Raw genomic sequence first — 18196 nt, 5'->3', positions numbered from 1 at the left:
GGGGCGCCTCAGCTGCAATACGGCGCCCCCAAGCCCGCCCATCCCACCACCCGAGCGCATCGCACGACACAAACCCGGCCCCGTGTACAGGGTGCGCGCGACCAGACCCACACTGCTCAAGGAGCCACCACATGGCCGCCACCCGCACCCGTAAGGCCACAGCCACCAAGGCTCAGGACACCCCCGAGACAGAGGCGGCCGTCCCCGCCCTCGATGCCGACAAGACCCCAGCCGCACCCGACGCCGCTCCACTGGAGCCGCCGCGCGTCGACGAGGCACCTGAACCACCCGCCCCCAGCCTGTATGTGACGCCGACCGAGGTCATCCCGGACGGGGACCACTTGTCCGACGTCATCCTCGACGACTCCACCGGGCAACCGCCGGCCGACCTCGACGCCGTATTCGTGCCGCTCACCCCCTACGGTTCCACCCTCCAGTGCACCGTCCGCCTGGTGGAGCGAACCTTCCTTGGCCCGCACCGCACCCCCGTCGTTCGCCTGCTTCAGCCCAAGGGCGCCTCGGTCTCCGAGCACATCGCCACCCGCATCACGGAACGGCTCGCCGCCCAGGCCGCACGCACTGCCGACAGCAACCAGTAAGAGGAGGCATACGGGTGTCCGTCTACGACCACCAACCCACGTGGGCCGGGGCGCACTACGACCCCGCCCTGGCCGGAGGCGAGGTGACACGACTCGACCTGTACGCAACCCCCGAGCGCAACGGAACGGTCGTCACCTCGGCCACCCCCGCCGTCCGGCTCCGCCCCGGCGTATACCGGTTCACCCTTCCCACACTCGCGCCGGGGCGCTACTGGGGCACGGTCACCTTCACCCCCAGCGCGGGCGAGCAGTCGGTCACGGACACCTCCGTGCGCCTCGACCTGCCACTCGGGCAGGGCCTGATCGGGTCGCCGGAATCCGTTGCCGATGCACTCGGCGTCCCCCTCCCCCTCACCTCTGCCCAGCGCGCCGCGTACGAACAGGCTCTGCGCGACGCCCAGGCCGACGTCGCCGCCTACCTCAACCGCCCCGTGATCCCGCGCGTGACCACCCTGCGGGCCGTCACCCCGCGCTGGGCGCAGCCACTCGACGAGATCGACGCCTGGCCTGCCGGCCCCGACGATCTCGCCGAGGTCATCACCTACCGCGCCAACGCCGATGGCACGTACGACGTGGACCTCCTCGTCGGACTGAACGGCGCCCAGGAGGAACCACTCGTCCGCTACGTCGTCGCGCACGCCGCCGAGTCGATCCGGCAGCGTCCGGACCACGACGGTGGAGGCCGACGAGTGTCCTCGGTGAGCGCCGAAGGCCAGTCCGTGTCCTACGAGACGGCCCCACAGACCGGCCAGGCCGGGGCCCTGCCCACAATCGACTCCCTCAAGCGGCTGCGTCGGCTGACGTTCCAGCGGGTTGTGGCCCCTCACCGCGCCCCGTGGCCGTACTCGTCCAACCGAGCAGGCTGGCGCTGAACGATGGCCGTCGTTCTGCCGAACCGTCGCCTGACGCTCTGCGTCCTCGAACACCCTTGGGACAGGGACGACAACGGCGTTCCTGTCCCACCGGATCCCACCCGCCGCCCCGAGCCTCGCGGTACCTGGCCCGGCGCGGCTCAAGAGCAGCCCGACGGCACATGGTCCCTACGCCTCGACCCGGCCGCCTGGCCGATGAAGCCCGGCGACACCGTCAGCGACGAAACGGGCACGTCTTGGACCGTCACTACCGCCCGCATCCACCGCGTGCCCGACTGCCCGGCAGTCGACTACATACAGGTCACCGCAACCCGAAACCCGGTGGAAGTCCCCTGAGTTGGCGAAGTTCACCCCCAACCCCGCCCTGGAGTCGCTGCTCCTGCAAATGATCGCGCCGCACGTGCAGCGCATCGCCCACCAGGTGGAAGTCGAGGCGAAGCGGCTCGCGCCGCCCACCAAGCGGTGGATCACCGTAGCCGACGAGCAGGTCCGCCCGACCCACGCCGCAGCACAAGGGCAGATCGTGCCGGGCAACCTGCGGTTCACCGTCAACTCCATGGACTGGGACCGCCGGCACCGTGGTGCGGGCCAGAGCACGTACATGCTCCAGCCCCGCGACCAGTCATCCCGCGCCGTCGCCAACTTGAAAAACTGCCGGTGCACGACGACGGTCGACCCCCAGGGCATCGCTCGAAACATCACCACCGGACAGCCGATCATCGCCGGTAAGAAGGTCACCGTGACCGTCACCGTCCGCGGGCCGATGGTCGTCGAAGCCGAAGTCGGCACCGTCTATCCCGGCAACCTCGCTGTGGACGGCGCCCACTTCATGGCTAGGGCCACTGCGATCGTCGCCGCCCGCCGATGAGCCCGGGCCTGCCTTAGGGCCTGTGCCGGACGAGTCGCAACGGTTGGCCCATCGGCGGATCGTTTCATATCCGCCGGACGGTTCTTGAGGCGGTGGAACTGCTTGGACGTCGGGGTCAGGTGAGTGGAGTGCTGTTGGGTTCGGCGTACAGCTTCCGCATCTCGTCACTGAGGGGCAGGTCGAGGCTGCGGCCCTTGGGTGGCAACGGCGAAGCGAACCACTTGTTGTAGAGCTTCTCGGCCTCGCCGGAGAGCTGGAGGTCCGCGATAGTGCGGTTGACCAGCATGCCGAACTGGTCGTCACGCTTGCGCATGCTCAGGGCCATGGCCCCGCGTGCCCGAGGCGTGCCGACGACGCGCCAGGACTGGGGCTGCCGGGCGCGGAGGGCCATGCCGGCCAGAACGGCGTCGCGGCCAATGCACGCAACGACGCGACCGCCCTCCAGCATCTGGAACGCACCAGGGGCGTCCTTTGCAGCGATGATCGTCATGCCCAGGCCCTGCTTGTCGTTCAGGCTCCTGGCTTCACTCTCGCCCATTGTCCCGGCCGTGGTCACGACAGCCGTGCCTTTGAGTTCTGACCAGTCGCTGACCGGGGAGTCGACTCGGGTCAGAAGACGCACATCAGAGAGCAGGGCCGTGGTGGAGAAGTCAACGTGCTGCGCCCGCTCGATGGTGTGAGCGGTCAATCCCGCCTCAAGGTCCACCATGCCCTTTTGTACCAGCTGTACTCGATTCTGCGGGGTCGCTGGGACATAGCGGACCTTCAGCTCAGGGATGCCCAGCTCGGCCTTCGCCGCCTCCACCACCCGTAGCGCCAAGTCGATCGCGTAGCCGACCGGCTGGCCCATCTGGTCGTAGTACCCGAGAGGGAACAGTCCTTCCCGATGCCCGATCTGTATGTACCCCGTGTCCCTGATCTTCGCCAAAGTGTCTGATGGCGCCCCGAGACTACCGACCGAACCCATACCTGACCTCCCTAACTGACTGCACATGACGCCTCATGATCCACTCAACGCCCCGCGACGTACAGCCCGCGTCGAACACGCCCCCATGGCTGAGTCGCCATGCCCTCGCACATGCGAACCAAGGCCCGTGCAACAGATCTACCCAGACCCCTCGGCCAGGCCCTAGCCGCGCCCTAGCCGTCTATTCGGCGCGAGCAGCTCCAGGTGGCCAAACTTTCCGGTCAACGCGAGGGTCAACTGCTCAAGGCTTCGCGCACGACGCGACATAAGCCGGGCAGGCCCGCACAGTGCGCGCCATGACCACGAAGAACACCACCGCCAAGACGTCCGATGCCCAGGAAGCGGCCGAGGAGAAGATCTTGAACGTCCCCTCTGCCAACATCCTCGAACCGATGGAGTCCATCGTCCTCTCGCATCATCTGCGCATCGAGGGCGCCGACTTTGTGCCAGGTTCGAAGGTCCGCGTCCCCAGCGACTATGCGCGGCGACTGCGTCGTCAGGGCTATGTGGCCCGCTCCTGATGACCGGTCCTTATCAACTCGCCGACGCTGATCCGGTCTCGGCGGTCCTCGCTTGGCTCCGGACACATCCGAGGACCGCCGACGCCCTCGGCGGGCCCGGCCGGGTCTCCGGCATCGCCGAAGCACCGTGGCCCCACCTACGCGTCGCCCACGGCCCCGGCGGTGATCTCCGTGACCTCACGTGGGCCACCACGCCGGAGGTGACGCTGGAGGTGTACGGCGATCCTGGCGGCTGGCCGGGCCAAGCCGAGCTGCGGCGCATCCTCCTGGTGTGTGCGGCCGCGGCCACGGAGATCGTCGAGGCGCCCTCGGCTCCCGGGAAGCCCATCATCAGCGGCATCCGCCCATCCGGAACGCTCGTGTGGTCACCGCTCGTCGACGGGCAACCGCGCTGGCTCCTCGGCCTGCTGGTGACCCTTCACCCGTGAGGACGCGACGCTAACGACGTGCTCTCCCCATGGTTCAGCTAGTCGATCACTGGACCCCAGGGAGAAGCCGCCATGGCAGGCGAGAGCGCCAACAGCAACGAAATTGTCATTCCGTCACTCACTCGCGTGTGGCTGGCCGCCGTCGGCACGACCGCGCCGGCCGACGCCACCGTCGTCATGCCATCGGGCTGGCGATCCGTGGGCCTGACCACCGAGGACTCGCTCAAGTTCAACAACGAGCCGAACTTCGAGCAGGTTCGCTCGGCCCAGTCCTCGTTCCCGACCCGCACCTTCCAAACCCAGGACGCGTCGACGATCGAGGTCGATCTTCAGCAGTGGTCCGGGCCCAACTTCCAGGCGGTGTACGGCGGCGGAGAGATCACCACGGTCACCGCCGCCGACACCAAGAAGCACTTCAAATTCGTGCCGCCCAGGATCGGTAGCCGCACCGAGATCGCCGCGTGCATTGAGGTCGTCGACGGCGGCAAGCACTACCGGTACATGGTGCCGCGCTGCATGCAGATGGAAGGCGTGAACACCGAACTCGCCAAGACCAAGGAGGCCGTGCTGCCGTTGCGGCTCGCGGTGCAGGGCGGTGACGACACCGACGCCTGGTACGTGATCACCGACGACAACGCGTTCGCGCCGCCCGCACCCCCGGCCGGCGGCTGACCCCTCGCGCGGCAGCGTGCGACACAAGGCGCCTGCGCCTGCCAGTGTCCGCGCGCTGCCGCACCCCGCGACTCAGCCCGCATACACGAGAGGTCCGCCTGCCATGTCCTTCGTCATCGACCTGGATGCCGAGCGCCGCGAAGTCCAGTACCCCAACGGGATTCCCGTCCTGCTGCGCGGCGAACAGTTCCTCTTCCCCGCCGAGCTGCCGGCCGCATCCTTGGACCCGCTGCTCTCCGACGACCTGGACCTCATCGGCCTGCTCGGCGACATCTTCGCCGCCACCGAGAACCCGACGGCCGCCACCGTCATCGAACTCGCCTTCAAGCGGCCCAAGCTGCCGCGCCAGTTCGTCGACGCGATCTACGACATCCACCGCTCCCTCCTCGGCGACGAGGAGTACCAGCGGTTCGCGGACCTGGCCCCCTCCTTCCCGGACTACGTCCGCCTCACGATCGGCCTGGCCAAGGTCTACGGAGTCGACCTGGGAAAGCTCTTCGGACTGGGCGGCTCCTCCGCGAACAGTGGGGAGACGTCGAGTCCGACCTCAGCCGCTTCCACCACGGGCTCGACGCCCGAGGAATCTGGCGCGAGCCAGGAGAGCCCGGCTTCATCGGACTGAGGCGTCTGATCGTCCTGATCGACGGCCTCCCCGAGGAATCCCGAGTCAAGTCCGCCCCCGTCGACGGGTGGACCGTACAAACGGAACTCCTGGCGCAGCTGATCGAGGAGATCAGCATTCTGGCCGCCGACCGGCGACGTGATGCCCCCAAGTCCATCCCTCGCCCGTACAACTCGGCCGCGACTGCCGCACCCCGGCGGCCCGGCTCGCAGCCGCAGCCCGCCCCACCATCCACGGGGCACCGGCAGATGCTCGCGGCCGCGATGCAGAGAGGAATGGTCCGCAGTGGCTGAGGGCCTGCAGGCTGGCCGGCTTGACGTGCCGGTCGTCGCCGACCTCGCCGGGTTCGTGCGCGAGCTCCGCACCAAGGTCGAGGATGCCGCCGCGGGGCTGGCCGTCAAGGTCAAGGTCAAGGTCTCCGCCAAGGACCTCCGCAACAAGCTTGAGGCGGCCGTCAAGGAGGCGTCCAAGGGCGTCAGTGCCAAGATCAAGGTCAAGGTCGACGGCAAGGACCGGTTCCGCGCCGAGGTTGACGCGATGGCGCGCCGCCTCGCCAGCACGGACGTCCGGATCCCGGTACGCCCGGACGGCGACAATGCCCGTGGCGGCGGGTTGCGGTCCCGCCTGCGTGGCCTGATCGGAGGGGCCCAGGACGAAGCCGACCGCAACCCGGTCAGCGTGCCGGTGCAGATGCGCATGCCCCGGCGGGGCCGCGGCGTGATCCGCATGCTGGGCATCGGGTCCCTCGTCTCGGTCCTCCAGCCTGCCGTCGGCGCCCTCGTCCAGTACGGCGCCGGGCTGACCGCCCTGGTGTCCGCGGCGGCCCCAGCGGTTGGCGTGCTCGGCGCAATACCCGGCCTGATCGCGGCCACGGGTACCGCGGCGTTCGGCACGATCCTCGCGTTCCGCGGCTTCACGGACGCGGTGAAGAACTCTGCCAAGGCGGAGCAGACGCTTGCGGCCGGCGGCAAGCTCACCAAGTCCCAGCAGGCGCAGCTCAAGCAGTCTCTCGACGAGTTGTCCCCGTCGGCCCGCAAGGTCGCGCGGGACGTGGTCGGTCTCGGCGATGCCTGGCGGGGCGTTCGCAAGGGTGTGCAGGAACGTTTCTTCTCCAAGTTGGTCGGGGAGGTCAAGCCCGCCGCGAAGGTGGTGTTCCCGCTCCTGTCGTCGAGCCTCGGCGATGCCGCCGGGCAGATGGGCAACCTCGTCAAGCGGGGCGCCGAGTTCATGCAGACCGGCCCCTTCCGCCGGGACTTCCAGACGGTTGCCGGTACCAGCTCCAAGGTCCTCGGCAGTGTCACCCGCTCAATGGGGAGTCTGGGCCGGGCCACCCTCGACTTCATGGTGGCCTCCGGCCCGTTCACCGAACGGGTCGGCAAGGGAGTCGAGCGGTTCGCGCAGTGGACGCGGGCCTCCGTGGCGGCCGGGCGGGAGACTGGGTCGCTCGCGCGCTTCCTCGACCACGCGGGCACGAAGGCGAAGCAGCTAGGCCGCTCGACCCGCGACCTGGTCAAGGGGCTGGGCGGCGTCGGCCGCGCAGCCCAGGACTCCGGCAACGCGCTCCTCGACGGGTTCGAGGGCACGATGACCCGCTTCAATCGCTGGGCCAACAGCAAGGTTGGCCAGAACGCGATGAAGCAGTTCTTCAGCGACGCGTCCGGCAGCTTCCATGAACTGAACGCGCTCGTCGGGGACTTCGTACGCGGGCTCGGGCGCGCCGCCAAGGACGGTGGGATCACCGATCTGATCCGGCAGATCCGCACCCAGCTGATGCCGGCCCTCGGCTCGGTCTTCACCGCCATCGGCCAGTCGATCGGCCCTGCGGTCGTCGCCGTCGTCTCGAACCTGGCGACCGCCTTCGCCAACCTCGCCGGAGCCGGGACGGGCCTTGGCTTCCTGCTCACTGTCTTCAATGGCCTGCTCTCCGGCTTCAACCAGCTCATGAGAGTGGTGCCGGGCGCCAACACCGCTCTGTCCACGCTCCTCGGCACGATGCTCGCGCTCAAGGTGATCACCATGGTCACCGGGATGCTGCGCACCTTCGGCGCATCGGCGGTCTCCTCCGTCTCCACGGCGAGAACGTCTTTCAACTCCCTCGGTACCACCATGCGGGGCGAGCTGGGACCCGGAGTGATGGGCCCGCACATCACGACATGGCAGCGCATGGGGGCCGCGTACCGGGGAGCGGCAGCAGACGGGGGCCGCCTGACCGGCACCCTGCGCGGTATCGGCGCAGCGAACAGGGTCGTCTCCAATGCGGCGGGTGGCATGGTCGCCGCGCTTGGCGGCCCCCTCGGTATCGCCATCACCGGGGTCACGCTCGCTCTTGGCTTCCTGGCCACCCGCCAAGAAGCCGCCGCCCGCGCCACGCAGGCACACAAGGAGCGGGTCAACTCCCTCTCCCAGGCCTTGTCCGCGTCCGGCGGCGTGATCGACGCCAACGTCCGCGCCCAGGCGGCGCAGATCCTTCAGGAGACGGAACTCGCCAACGGCAAGGGCAAGTTGGTCGACAGGATGCGCACGGCGGGCGTGACGCTGGGCACCCTGACGAATGCCTACCTCGGGCAGGGCGTCACGTTGAAGGACCTGGAGAAGCAGCTCCAGGCCACCGCCGACAGCCACAGGCGTTCAGCCAAAGAAACCGCATACGGAGTACAGGTATGGGATGACGAAGGCCTGGCCGCGATCCGCGCCAAGGAGGCCTTGTCCACTGTGCGCGGCGAGCTGGAGAAAGGTCAGGCTAAGCAGAAGGAGTTGGCCGACGCCGTCAACAAGTCGGGGTCCACTGGCACGGGCGCGTACGACCGGCTCCAGGCCGCCGTCCAGGGCTTCAGCGACAAGACCAAGAGCGCAGACGAGCGCGTCGAGTCCCTGAAGCGGGCGATGGACGCGCTGACCGGCAACACCGAGTCGTTCCACGACGCCACCGCCCGGCTCAACCAGCAGATGCTGACCATCGACGACACCCTGGCCGGCTCCATCGACAAGGCGCAGGGCTGGGGCAAGGCCCTCGTGGACAGCGACGGCTTCGTCAATACCGCCACCCGCAACGGTCAGAACCTGAACTCCCAGCTCACCGACCTGCGGAACTCGATGCTGGGGGTGGCGACCCGCGCCCAGGAAGCTGCCGAGCAGGGCCTCATGCCGATGTCGGAGGCGATGCAGAAGAGTCAGGGCGCGATGGAGAACGCCCGCGCCAAGGCGATCGCGCTCGCTCAGGGCATGGGGCTGAACGCCACCGAGGCCAAGGCGTTGGCTGATCAGATGGGGTTCATCCCGGCCACGATCACCACGCTCATGACGACTCAGGGCATTCCAGAGGCGACCGCGGGGTTCCTGAGTCTGCGGGGCCAGCTCGAAGGCCTCGGCAAAGGACAGAGCATCACTGTCACGGCTCCGACCGCCGACGCGCGCGCCCAGATCGAGGCGCTCGGATTCACCGTCACGGCCCTGCCGGGCGGGAAGAACGTCTCGATCACCGCGCCGACTGGGGGTGCCCGCGCTGACATCGGGGCGCTCGCCGCGGATATTGCGAACGCCCCGAACAAGAAGGACGTCACGGTCACCGCGATCATCAACCAGGCCGTCGGGGATCTGTCTTCCATCCAGAACCAGGTCGCGGCGATGAAGGGCAAGGAAATCGCGGTGACCGCGCCCACCGCGACGGCGCAGGACGCCCTGAAGGACCTCGGATACAAGATCCAGAACGTCGACAGCGGCGGCAAGACCGTCCGGATCACCGCCCCTACCGGCACCCCTCTGCAGCAGGTCCAGGACATCCAGAGCAAGATCAACAGCCTGACCGGCAAGGAAGTGAACGTCGTCATCCGGTACTCGACGCTGGGCACCCCGTACGTGTCCGAGCACGCGGACGGCGGGATCGTGAAGTTTGCCGACGGAGGCATCCGCCGTATGACTGGCCGCGTTCGGGCCTTCGCGAATGGCGCCGAACAGCACATCGCCCAGGTTGCCCGGGCGGGCGAGATGCGGCTGTGGGCCGAGCCCGAGACCGACGGCGAGGCGTATATCCCGCTGGCCAGCTCGAAGAGGAGACGGTCCGAGGAGATCCTCGCGTGGGTCGCACGGTACTTCGGCGGGACGGTCGTCTATCCCGATCGCGCCCTGCGGCAGTACGCCAACGGCGCGATGTCCCTGGGCCAGAGCGGCGTCCGCAGCAGCGTCTCCCGCCCCCTGGCTTCGCAGGGCGGCGGCGCCCTGGTCGGCGGAGATCTGAACCTGACGATGACCGGCGCTCCCATCTCCCCGGGCGAGGCCCTGAACGACGCGCTATTCGAGCTGCGCCGTATCCGCCGAGGAGGCGCACATGCTGTCTGAGGGTGAGTGGAATCTGGTCTACGGGCCCAGTGGGCTCCACCCGGGGGCGGACTTCGTCTTCGGCACGACGGCGAGCGGGTACTACCTGCTGGAGCCCTACGAAATTGCCTACGGCGATACGGACACCGGCGACACGCCGCTGCCGCAGGCCGATGGCGTGCGGCTCGGCAGGGACTACCGCGCAGCCGCAACGCTCACGTTCGAGATCGGTGTGGACAGCGTCGACAGTGCCTCCGATCAGCCCGGCCGGCACGGGCACAACCTGGCTGCACTGTCGGATATGGGCCGGGTCTGGGACGCCGAGGCAGTACGGGGTCGCTTCGGAGTTCCAGCCGTGCTCCGCACGGTGCAGGGCGGACGGTGCCGCCGCTTCTACGGCCGCCCCCGCAAGTGGGCACCTGCCGGGTCGCGGCTCACCCGCCAGGGCTACACGCCGGTCGTCACCACTTTCGCTTGTGTGGACGGGGTGGCCTATGACGATGTCGAGAAGAGTGTCCGGGTCGACCTGAACCCGCCGCCGCACCGGGGGCTGGCGGGGCCGCTGCGGACGCCGCTGACGATGACCGGTGAGAGCACGGCGAAGACGTCGGTGGCCGCGGTGGTCGAGGGCACGAAGCCGGCGTGGCCAGTCATCACGATCTACGGCCCGATCAGCCAGCCTTCGTGCGAAGTGGTGCTCCGTGACGACGAGCAGTTGTGGAATGGCGGTCAGCGCGGGTGGCGCGTCAGTCTCGACAGGAAACTGCGTGACGGGGAGTGGATCACGATCGACCCGCGGCCGTGGGCCCGCACGGTGCTGCTCAACAATGGCGGCTCAGTCGCCGGAGCGCTCAGCCGCGACACTCCTCGGATGCAGAACATGCAGCTCCCGCTTGGCCGCCACGACCTGGTCCTTCGCGGCGTCGACGCCACCGGGTCGTCGTTCATGACGGTCGCCTGGCGAGACGCCTACACGTACCTGTGACACCGCGCGCCGATACGGCCCTTGGCAGGCCGCGACGCAAGCCGCCTTCGCCGTGGACAGTGCCCGCCTGTCGTCAGCAGGAGGGAAAGCACATGTGGGACAGCGTTCCGTGGTTCGTCGAGGGCGGGGCCGAGCACAGCTCGGAGGTCACACGCCTCATGTCGTACGCGGCGTTCGGCGGCTCTCAAGGAATCGTGGGGACCGCGGACTTGCAGGTGCGTTCCCTGATCGCCCCGGCGGCCGCGGTGCAGATCGCCCCGGGGGCGTGCGCACTCTTGAATCGGGCCGTGGGTGCCTCGTATCAGGCCTATGCCGCTCGATTGCCTGCCACACACGAGGTTCCGATCGCGGCGACGGGCCAGGCGGCCCGCTCGGATCTGATCGTCGCCAGGGTCGAAAACCCCTACTCCTACGGGGAGACCTGGCCGCTCCCTGCCGACCCGAAGGCGGGCCCGTTCATCTTCACGCGTGTGATCTCCGGTGTCCCGAACACGACCACCGACGTGCGGCAGATCCGTCCCGGCGATTCGGCGATCACTCTGGCCAGAATCGACATACCGGCGAACACCACCACGATCACCCAGGCGGTGATCACGGACTGCCGCTCCCTGGTCCAGCCCCGCAAGCAGCGGGACATCTACACCGCGTCGCCGACCAGTGATCAGAACTGGGGCGGCAACCGAAACGAGTGGATACAGTGGCCGCCCGTCGCCCGCTGGCAGGTCACCGTCCCTCAGTGGGCCACCAAGGCCCGCGTCATCATGAACTTGGCCGGGGCCCAGGTGATCGACGGCTCGGTGTGGGGCAGTTGCGGATTCCGTATCGGCCCCATGTCGGGGCAGTCCGTGGTGTTCGAGTCATCCACAGCACGCATCAACATGATCTCCGCAGACACAATCCAGGTTCCGTGGATCTTCCGCGGCAACTCCTTCTGGCTGGAAGCCATGATCCAGCTCGACGAACGGAACCGCGGCTGGCTCCAGGCCGATATCGCCACCACGGCAATCGCGGACGTCGAATGGTCGCAAGCACCCGAGGTGACACCGCGGTGACGGCCGCCTGGCGCTACATCGCCGCGCGAGCGCTGGACACGTTCGTGATCGACTGGGACGTGCCGCTGGCGCCGAGTGGCAATCCCAAGCGGACCCTGTCCGGGCCGGGTTCACTGAGCGGCACCATCGAGCCCGAATACGCCCGCATGCTCGGCCCGGACGGCAAGCCGATCATCCAAGAGTGGGGCACCAAGCTGTTCCTGGAGGTCGATGGGCATCTGCGGTGGGGCGGCATCGTCACGAAGATGGGGTTCGACGGGCCCAAGCTGAGCCTGGAGTGCGAGGGGCTGAGCACCTACGCGCACGGCATCCCGTTCGAGGACCACGTGATCTCCGGCGAGCTGATCACCCCGCCCGATCCGAATGCGGGAAAGGACAAGAACCACGACGGCTACATCGACGGTTCAAAACCGAAACGGCAGGTGCCGCCCCCGCCGCCGCCGTACACCGGCCCCCGCATCGACGCGTTCGAAGGGTTCCGCCGCATCTGGGCACACGTCCAGTCCCGGCCCTACGGCGACGTTGGCGTCACCGTCGACACACACAACCTCGGCGAACTCCTGGGGGCCGCAGACGGCTCCGACCCGTGGCAACTGTCCTGGTGGGACCACCCCGACTGCGGCGTTGCCCTCGACTCCCTGGCAAAGACCGTCCCGTTCGACTGGGTCGAGACGCACGACTGGTCCCCGTACGGCGGCAACCAGATCGAGCACCGAATACGCTTGGGCACCCCCCGCCTCGGCCGCCGACGCTACGACCTGCGATTCGCTGACGGCGAGAACATCTCCGCCATCGCCAAACCCGAGGGGCTGGGCGATGAGTTCGCCAACGAAGTGATGGTGCTCGGCAAGGGCGAGGGGCGCGCGATGGCCCGCGCCCAGGTGTACCGCTACGACGGCCGACTGCGTCGAGTGGCCACCGTCGCCGACAAGACCCTCTCGTCGGACTCGGCATTGCGGATCCGCGGCGAGCAGGAAATCGCCGGGCGCACTCAGGCGCTCCAGATTCCCGCAATCCAGGTCATCGACCACCCCAACGCCCAGTTCGGGGCGTGGGTGTTGGGCGACGACATCCGGATCCAGGTCCACGTTCCCTGGGTGGGGGACGTCGACGTGTGGCACCGCATCGTCGGAGACGAGATCAGTGCGGACGGCACCTGCGTCCTCAACCTCAAGCGCTCCGACAGCTTCCACTACTGAAGTGGCGGACACGTCGGTGCCTGCGGATCAACCGGTCAGGATGTTGGGGTTGTCGGCAGCGACCTTCGTCTGGTCGGCCGGCGGCGGCGTCACGGCGACCGGCTTGCCGAGGTCGGAGAGAGTCATCGTCAGCTGGGCGTAGGTCGTCGCCGCGTCCTTCATCGCGAGGCGCGCTTGTACCAAGTGCCCCTGGCCGTCGATCCACGCCTCCGCAGTGAAGGGCATCTTGCGGCCGCTGCCGTGGTACTCGCTGACAGCGTTGTCGAGCTTCTTTCGCGTGTCCGCGGCCATGCGCAGGACCATCGTGTCGTAGTCGAGGTCACCGGCATAGCGAGTGGCCTCGATGCCGTTGACGGTCTCCTTGCCCTTGGAGTGCACGCTCTGCATCTTGGACACTTGGAGCAGTGTGTGCTCCGGGTCGTTGTTCGGCGCGCGGAACAGGTAGTGGGCCTGTGCGGTGTCGCGGTTGGACCACAGCCAGCTGTGGTCCACTTCCTCGGGCTCGACGTTGCGCATGTAGATCTTGCCGTCGGCGAAGATCAGGTCGCCGCGGTTCTGGCCCTGGACGAGCTGGACATCAATACGGCCCTTGTCGGCAGCCATGTCGAAACTGCCGTCCGTGGCGATCTGCGCCTTCTTGCCGAGACCGTCCGCGAGGTCGAGCATGGTGCTGATGTGAGCACTTGTCTGCCGAGTGGCGTCAACTGCCTTCTGTACGGCTTCCTGCGCATCCGGGTCGTTAACGCGGGTGCAGGCAGCGCACAGCACGACGGCTATGGCGGCCAGCGCGAGGGGACGGCGCATCGGAACTCTCCAGGGTCGTGGTCGTTGCTTGGTCGGGCCCGCGTCGCCTGATGCGTCTTGCCTGCCTCGAACATGGGACAACCCGGAATCAGAAATCCACCCAGGTCGTCGCGAATTGAACCTTACCTGGGCTTTACCTTCCGCCGAGTAGCGGGTCCCCCCGCCCCTCACAGCGCGCGACGCAAGGGGTGTCGCCAGCGCAGCATCCGCGGTCATGGCGAACTTCCTGGATGCCCAGTCGGACGCGAAACGTATGGCCACGGTGCTGGCCGACTACGACCGTCGCCTCCAGGCACTCGAACGCACCACGCAGGCCTCCCGCACCAGCATCGAGGGCGGAGCCCTCCCCATCTACGCCAAGGACGGCACGCTGCGCGGGTCAGTCGGCATCCAGCCCGACGGAACGGTCGCCGTGGTCCCGCACAACTCAACGCCGCCGCCGACTCCGACGACCCCCACCGTCGAACCTGTCCTGGCCGGGCTCGTCGTCGGCTGGAACGGCACGTTCACCGACTCCTACAGCACGCCGGCCGACTTCTCCCACGTTCAGGTCCATCTCGGCACAGCCACCAATTTCACCCCGGATACGGGCACCCTCGCAGCGACCATCACCGGCGGGCGGGGCGGCACTGTCACCGTGGCCACGGCCTCGTACGCCGCGGTGCACGTCCGCCTGGTCGCCGCCAACACCGCCGGACAGCCAGGCCCGCCATCAGCCACGGTCGCAGGAACACCTAGGCAGGTCGATGGCCCTGACCTGTCCGCGCTGCTCGATCTGGCGGTCTGGCTCAAGGACGGCTCGATACCGGGCTCGAAGCTGATTGCGCAGACGATCGGCGCCGACCTGCTTGCCGCGAACGCGGTGGTCGCCGGGAAGATCGATTCGGGGGCGGTTCGTGCTCGGGAGTTGGCCGCGCAGTCGGTGCAGGCCACTCACATCCAGGCCGGTCAGATCGAAGCCACCCACCTGAAGGCGGGTGCGATCACCGCCGACAAGCTAGCCCTCGGCATCACCGGCAACTTCATCCCCGATCCGTCGTTCGAGGGCGAGGTCACGGCACAACGGGTCGCTGGGGCGGGTAGCTCTTGGGCGGTAGTGCCGGGAGGCAACAACTCGACGAAGGCGCTCCAGGTCGCGGCCAGCGCACCCGCTCCGGCCACCCGCGGGCTCCAGCTCGCCAGCGCGCCCGTCCTGCCGGGCGAGGCCCTGTATCTCAGCGTGGACTATCAGTGCTCGGCGGACTGGGTCGGCGAGGCGGTGAAGATCTACGCCCAGTGGGCGGATGGCTCCGGAAAACCCATGGACTCGTGGGGCGTTGTCGAGGCGAAGCCCCCGGTGCGCGACGGCACTTGGCAGCGCATATCTGGGCAAGTCAAGGCCCCGGAGCAAGCCACCCGTGCCTTGGTGGCCGTGGAGACCTTCGCGTCAACGGCCGGAACGGTGCGATTCGACAACGCGGAGGCTCGTGCCGTCATCGGTGGCCGCCAGACCGGGGCTCACGCAGAACTCTCGCCACAGGGGTTGCGGTTGTTCGACGGCGAGGGCCAGGAGGCCGTCGCACTCGTTTCCGGCAGGCCCAACTACCTGACCCTCGCTACCAACGGCACCCCCGTGGCGACCATCGACCAACGCGGCAGCGCAGGCTTCCAGGATCTCTCGGTCGCCGGAGCCCTCACTATCGGCGGCGATCCACTGCAGCGGCTCCTGGACCGGATGCCCCGCGGCTTGCTGGCGCTGGACTATCAGGCATCCGTCATCACCTCGACGGGCACCGAGATGGGGTACGTCGAATTGGCCTTCAACTCCGAACCCGGGCGCACCTACCGGATCGTCCTTGACTGTTTCTGCGATCCCTCGGTGGCCGGCGGGGAGCTACAGATCCGCTTTCGTGACGGCGGCGCATCGACCCCGCGCATCACCTCACCCCAGATGCAGTGGGGGGTGTGGCCGATGCGCAGCGACGACTGGATGCGCGTGCGCATCGAGCACATCTTCCGCGGCGATGACCTGACCCCAGGCCTGCACCGACTCCTGTCGACGTTCCGTAACGTCAACGGGCCCGGCGGGCAGACCGTCACCTTGCGCGGTCACGACACAGGCCTCGGCCTGATGTACATCGAAGACCTGGGGCCCCACATCCCGGAGACCGGTGTCTATAACAACGGCGGGGGAACCACCACGCCGCCCCGCCAGCAGTACACCCGGACCTATCCGGCGGCCTGGTCCGGCTCGTACGCCAACCGCAGCGGCTACAACTCCTACTTCGGAAACGCGATGCTGCAGGGCTACTACAGCTCCTCCAACGGCACGCAGGCGTCACTCGTGGGGTTCCCCGGCTCGCTGACCAGCGACCTGTCCGGAGCGAAGATCCAGAAGGCCGAGCTGTACCTCTACTTCGAGCACTGGTACTACAACGACGGCGGCACCGCGGTCATCAAGGCGCACGGCCACGCCTCCCGGCCCTCCAGCTTCTCGTGCGACTCCCAGTCCATGGCGGTCGGTTGGGGCAAGAACGTCGGGAAGTGGGTCGATATCACCAGCATCTTCGACAGCACTTCCTGGCGCGGCATCGCCTTGGACCCCAACAACTCCTCCTTGTCGTACTACGGCCGGGCGCGGGGCTACGGCCAGGACAACGCCCCCCAACTCCGCGTCACTTACACCAAGTAACCCATCCCCGAGGAGACCACCATGTCCTTGTCCCCGCTGCTGGCCGAGCACGACCTGCTTGTGCGCAGCCCCCAGTTCTGCTCCCGCGTGCGGATGGCGTTCGCACGCATCGCCCGGGAGGTGATGGCCGAGGGCCCGGACACTCACGGCAACCCGCTCCGTGTGGCTTTCGCCCGTACCGTCCTTAGCCCCGCAGACCTGACCGGGCCCGGCCAGGCGGCGGTCATTGCCACCGACGCCACCGTCTCCGCCGCGGCGCTCGCTGCCTATGCCGAAGGGCAGCCCGATACCGCCCAGGCTGCGGTTACCGACGAGCAGATCCTCACCGCCGTACGTGCCGCTTGGAACATCACCGCCGGCGTCAGCCCGGCCCCGGCGAACGGCCGAACTCCCTGACTCGTTCCAGGAGGCGACACAAGCAGCCTGATCCCGCACGGTACGGACTGCAGGGAGCCGCGGGCCCCTCGGCTCCGGCTTCCGCGCGCCCCACTCACGCACCATTTCAAGGAGACGCCGTGGACTGGCTCAGCTCCCTGGCGCCGATCATCGCCTCCCTCACCGGCATGGCCGGTGTCATCGGGGGTGCCTGGTTCAGCTACCGCCAGGTGCGGCGCCGTGGGGATGCTGACGAACACGTCGCATCCGTACAGGCCGCGACCTCGGCGCAGGTCAGCGAAGGGCAGACCTATGTCGAGGCGATGAAGACGGTGACCTCGGGGTTCGCGAGTCTCCTCGACCAGCAGCGCGGCATGCTCGACCAGCAGCAGACGCTCCTCGACGCGGAGCGCACGATGCACGCACAGACCGTCGAGCGGGTCACCCATCTCGAAGCCGGGCAGCTCGAACTACAGCGTGAAGTCCGCCTCCTCCAGGAGGAACAGCGCCGCGACCGCCGTTGGAAGGCCGTGGCACTCGAATACATCCACACCCTGATCGACGCCATCAGGAAGCTCGGCCGTACCCCACCCGAGCCGCCTGTCGAGATCGCCGAGGACATCGCAGCCCCGTAGTGGCGAGCGCGCGACACAAGCACCCGCAGCCGGTCACTGTCTCGGCGACTCGTTCCCGACAGACAGGGCTACCCCTATGTCCAGCACCCTTGAATCCATCGCCACCGGCTCGGCGGTCGGCTCCCTCCTCCCCCTGCTCACCGCGATCGTGCAGCGTCCGGCATGGTCGGCCGCCACGAAGAAGGTCGTGGCCACACTGGTGGCGCTTGTCGGAGGTGTGATCACGGTCGTCAGCGTCGACGGCCTGGACCTGTTCGAGCACGGCCTGCCCACGCTCGGCACGCTCGCCGCGGTGCTTGCCGCCTCGCAGACCACGTACGACCTCCTGTGGAAGCCGAGCAAGATCGCACCCGCAATTGAGTCTGTGACCAGCCCGACGGGCCAGGGAGAGGCTGGATAACGTCCGCTGCGGATCGGCCGCCGACTGCCGGCGGGTATCATCCGCACCTAGGTGGCCGCTTCGCCGCCGAACTCACTACGTTGAGGACCGCTGCCGGTTCTGGGAGTTTGGGTATCCCTTTCCTCCTGGGTCGACTGGCAGACCAACGGGCCGAGACACTGCGCGCGTGCAGAGCGCCCAGGGCCGGAGAGCGGTTGCTCCTGCGACGACCC

The 18196-nt window shown here is 68.1% G+C and carries 17 protein-coding genes; 15 read left to right on the top strand and 2 right to left on the bottom strand.

From position 1 onward, the window contains the following. Positions 1-131: 131 nt before the first annotated feature. The 3 genes from ACIBK6_RS23740 (at position 132) to ACIBK6_RS23730 (ending at position 2339) form a co-directional block, all read left to right on the top strand. Entirely contained in the window at positions 132-599 is a 468-nt protein-coding gene (locus tag ACIBK6_RS23740) for a hypothetical protein (RefSeq protein ID WP_399053328.1), read from the top strand. Between the two features lie 14 nt (positions 600-613). After that, positions 614-1471 (top strand): hypothetical protein, encoded by an 858-nt coding sequence (locus tag ACIBK6_RS23735; RefSeq protein WP_399053327.1) that lies wholly within the window; start codon positions 614-616, stop codon positions 1469-1471. A gap of 337 nt (positions 1472-1808) precedes the next feature. Further along, positions 1809-2339 (top strand): hypothetical protein, encoded by a 531-nt coding sequence (locus ACIBK6_RS23730; protein ID WP_399053326.1) that lies wholly within the window; start codon positions 1809-1811, stop codon positions 2337-2339. A gap of 115 nt (positions 2340-2454) precedes the next feature. Here the strand turns inward: ACIBK6_RS23730 and ACIBK6_RS23725 are convergent, their stop codons facing one another. Beyond that, complete coding sequence (locus tag ACIBK6_RS23725) at positions 2455-3306, bottom strand: transporter substrate-binding domain-containing protein (protein WP_399053325.1); 852 nt, start codon at positions 3304-3306, stop codon at positions 2455-2457. Positions 3307-3602: 296 nt separating this feature from the next. On the opposite strand from ACIBK6_RS23725, the gene ACIBK6_RS23720 reads away from it, so the two are divergent. The 8 genes from ACIBK6_RS23720 (at position 3603) to ACIBK6_RS23685 (ending at position 13099) form a co-directional block, all read left to right on the top strand. Beyond that, a complete protein-coding gene (locus ACIBK6_RS23720; protein WP_399053324.1) occupies positions 3603-3827 on the top strand; it encodes a hypothetical protein in 225 nt (74 codons plus the stop codon). Further along, positions 3827-4255, top strand: coding sequence for a hypothetical protein (locus ACIBK6_RS23715; RefSeq protein ID WP_399053323.1), 429 nt, complete (start codon positions 3827-3829; stop codon positions 4253-4255). The genes ACIBK6_RS23720 and ACIBK6_RS23715 overlap by 1 nt, the downstream gene beginning before the upstream one ends. 72 nt (positions 4256-4327) lie before the next feature. Then, complete coding sequence (locus tag ACIBK6_RS23710; RefSeq protein WP_399053322.1) at positions 4328-4927, top strand: hypothetical protein; 600 nt, start codon at positions 4328-4330, stop codon at positions 4925-4927. A 103-nt stretch (positions 4928-5030) separates the two neighbouring features. Next, positions 5031-5549 carry a hypothetical protein gene (locus ACIBK6_RS23705; protein WP_399053321.1) on the top strand — a complete coding sequence of 173 codons (519 nt, stop codon included), beginning with the start codon at positions 5031-5033 and terminating at the stop codon, positions 5547-5549. Positions 5550-5834: 285 nt separating this feature from the next. Continuing rightward, a complete protein-coding gene (locus ACIBK6_RS23700; protein WP_399053320.1) occupies positions 5835-9884 on the top strand; it encodes a hypothetical protein in 4050 nt (1349 codons plus the stop codon). Next, complete coding sequence (locus tag ACIBK6_RS23695) at positions 9874-10848, top strand: hypothetical protein (RefSeq protein WP_399053319.1); 975 nt, start codon at positions 9874-9876, stop codon at positions 10846-10848. Before ACIBK6_RS23700 ends, ACIBK6_RS23695 begins: the two co-directional genes overlap by 11 nt. Before the next feature lie 92 nt (positions 10849-10940). Next, positions 10941-11900, top strand: a complete 960-nt coding sequence (locus ACIBK6_RS23690) for a hypothetical protein (RefSeq protein ID WP_399053318.1) — start codon at positions 10941-10943, stop codon at positions 11898-11900. Beyond that, the gene (locus ACIBK6_RS23685; RefSeq protein ID WP_399053317.1) at positions 11867-13099 is read left to right on the top strand and encodes a hypothetical protein; all 1233 of its coding nucleotides are present in this window, start codon (positions 11867-11869) and stop codon (positions 13097-13099) included. Before ACIBK6_RS23690 ends, ACIBK6_RS23685 begins: the two co-directional genes overlap by 34 nt. Positions 13100-13126: 27 nt before the next feature. On the opposite strand, the gene ACIBK6_RS23680 is transcribed toward ACIBK6_RS23685, so the two are convergent. Further along, the gene (locus tag ACIBK6_RS23680) at positions 13127-13903 is read right to left on the bottom strand and encodes an LppX_LprAFG lipoprotein (RefSeq protein ID WP_399053316.1); all 777 of its coding nucleotides are present in this window, start codon (positions 13901-13903) and stop codon (positions 13127-13129) included. 214 nt (positions 13904-14117) lie between these two features. Here ACIBK6_RS23680 and ACIBK6_RS23675 point away from each other — a divergent pair, with 214 nt between their 5' ends. The 4 genes from ACIBK6_RS23675 (at position 14118) to ACIBK6_RS23660 (ending at position 17984) form a co-directional block, all read left to right on the top strand. Beyond that, positions 14118-16574 (top strand): hypothetical protein, encoded by a 2457-nt coding sequence (locus tag ACIBK6_RS23675; protein ID WP_399053315.1) that lies wholly within the window; start codon positions 14118-14120, stop codon positions 16572-16574. Positions 16575-16595: 21 nt separating this feature from the next. Continuing rightward, positions 16596-16970: a hypothetical protein gene (locus ACIBK6_RS23670; protein ID WP_399053314.1), complete on the top strand. Its 375-nt coding sequence runs from the start codon at positions 16596-16598 to the stop codon at positions 16968-16970. A 119-nt stretch (positions 16971-17089) separates the two neighbouring features. Further along, positions 17090-17584, top strand: coding sequence for a hypothetical protein (locus tag ACIBK6_RS23665; RefSeq protein ID WP_399053313.1), 495 nt, complete (start codon positions 17090-17092; stop codon positions 17582-17584). A 76-nt stretch (positions 17585-17660) separates the two neighbouring features. Then, positions 17661-17984, top strand: a complete 324-nt coding sequence (locus ACIBK6_RS23660; protein ID WP_399053312.1) for a hypothetical protein — start codon at positions 17661-17663, stop codon at positions 17982-17984. Positions 17985-18196: the final 212 nt, after the last annotated feature.

The organism is Streptomyces sp. NPDC050485 (genome assembly GCF_044458185.1).
Classification (GTDB): domain Bacteria; phylum Actinomycetota; class Actinomycetes; order Streptomycetales; family Streptomycetaceae; genus Streptomyces.
This window is presented reverse-complemented; position numbering and strand designations above follow the sequence as displayed.

Bases quoted from the DNA above. Each gene is read 5' to 3' on its own strand.
- ACIBK6_RS23740 (WP_399053328.1), top strand. From the start codon at position 132: ATGGCCGCCACCCGCACCCGTAAGGCCACAGCCACCAAGGCTCAGGAC.
- ACIBK6_RS23725 (WP_399053325.1), bottom strand. From the start codon at position 3,306: ATGGGTTCGGTCGGTAGTCTCGGGGCGCCATCAGACACTTTGGCGAAG.
- ACIBK6_RS23720 (WP_399053324.1), top strand. From the start codon at position 3,603: ATGACCACGAAGAACACCACCGCCAAGACGTCCGATGCCCAGGAAGCG.
- ACIBK6_RS23715 (WP_399053323.1), top strand. From the start codon at position 3,827: ATGACCGGTCCTTATCAACTCGCCGACGCTGATCCGGTCTCGGCGGTC.
- ACIBK6_RS23710 (WP_399053322.1), top strand. From the start codon at position 4,328: ATGGCAGGCGAGAGCGCCAACAGCAACGAAATTGTCATTCCGTCACTC.
- ACIBK6_RS23705 (WP_399053321.1), top strand. From the start codon at position 5,031: ATGTCCTTCGTCATCGACCTGGATGCCGAGCGCCGCGAAGTCCAGTAC.
- ACIBK6_RS23695 (WP_399053319.1), top strand. From the start codon at position 9,874: ATGCTGTCTGAGGGTGAGTGGAATCTGGTCTACGGGCCCAGTGGGCTC.
- ACIBK6_RS23690 (WP_399053318.1), top strand. From the start codon at position 10,941: ATGTGGGACAGCGTTCCGTGGTTCGTCGAGGGCGGGGCCGAGCACAGC.
- ACIBK6_RS23685 (WP_399053317.1), top strand. From the start codon at position 11,867: ATGGTCGCAAGCACCCGAGGTGACACCGCGGTGACGGCCGCCTGGCGC.
- ACIBK6_RS23680 (WP_399053316.1), bottom strand. From the start codon at position 13,903: ATGCGCCGTCCCCTCGCGCTGGCCGCCATAGCCGTCGTGCTGTGCGCT.
- ACIBK6_RS23675 (WP_399053315.1), top strand. From the start codon at position 14,118: ATGGCGAACTTCCTGGATGCCCAGTCGGACGCGAAACGTATGGCCACG.
- ACIBK6_RS23670 (WP_399053314.1), top strand. From the start codon at position 16,596: ATGTCCTTGTCCCCGCTGCTGGCCGAGCACGACCTGCTTGTGCGCAGC.
- ACIBK6_RS23660 (WP_399053312.1), top strand. From the start codon at position 17,661: ATGTCCAGCACCCTTGAATCCATCGCCACCGGCTCGGCGGTCGGCTCC.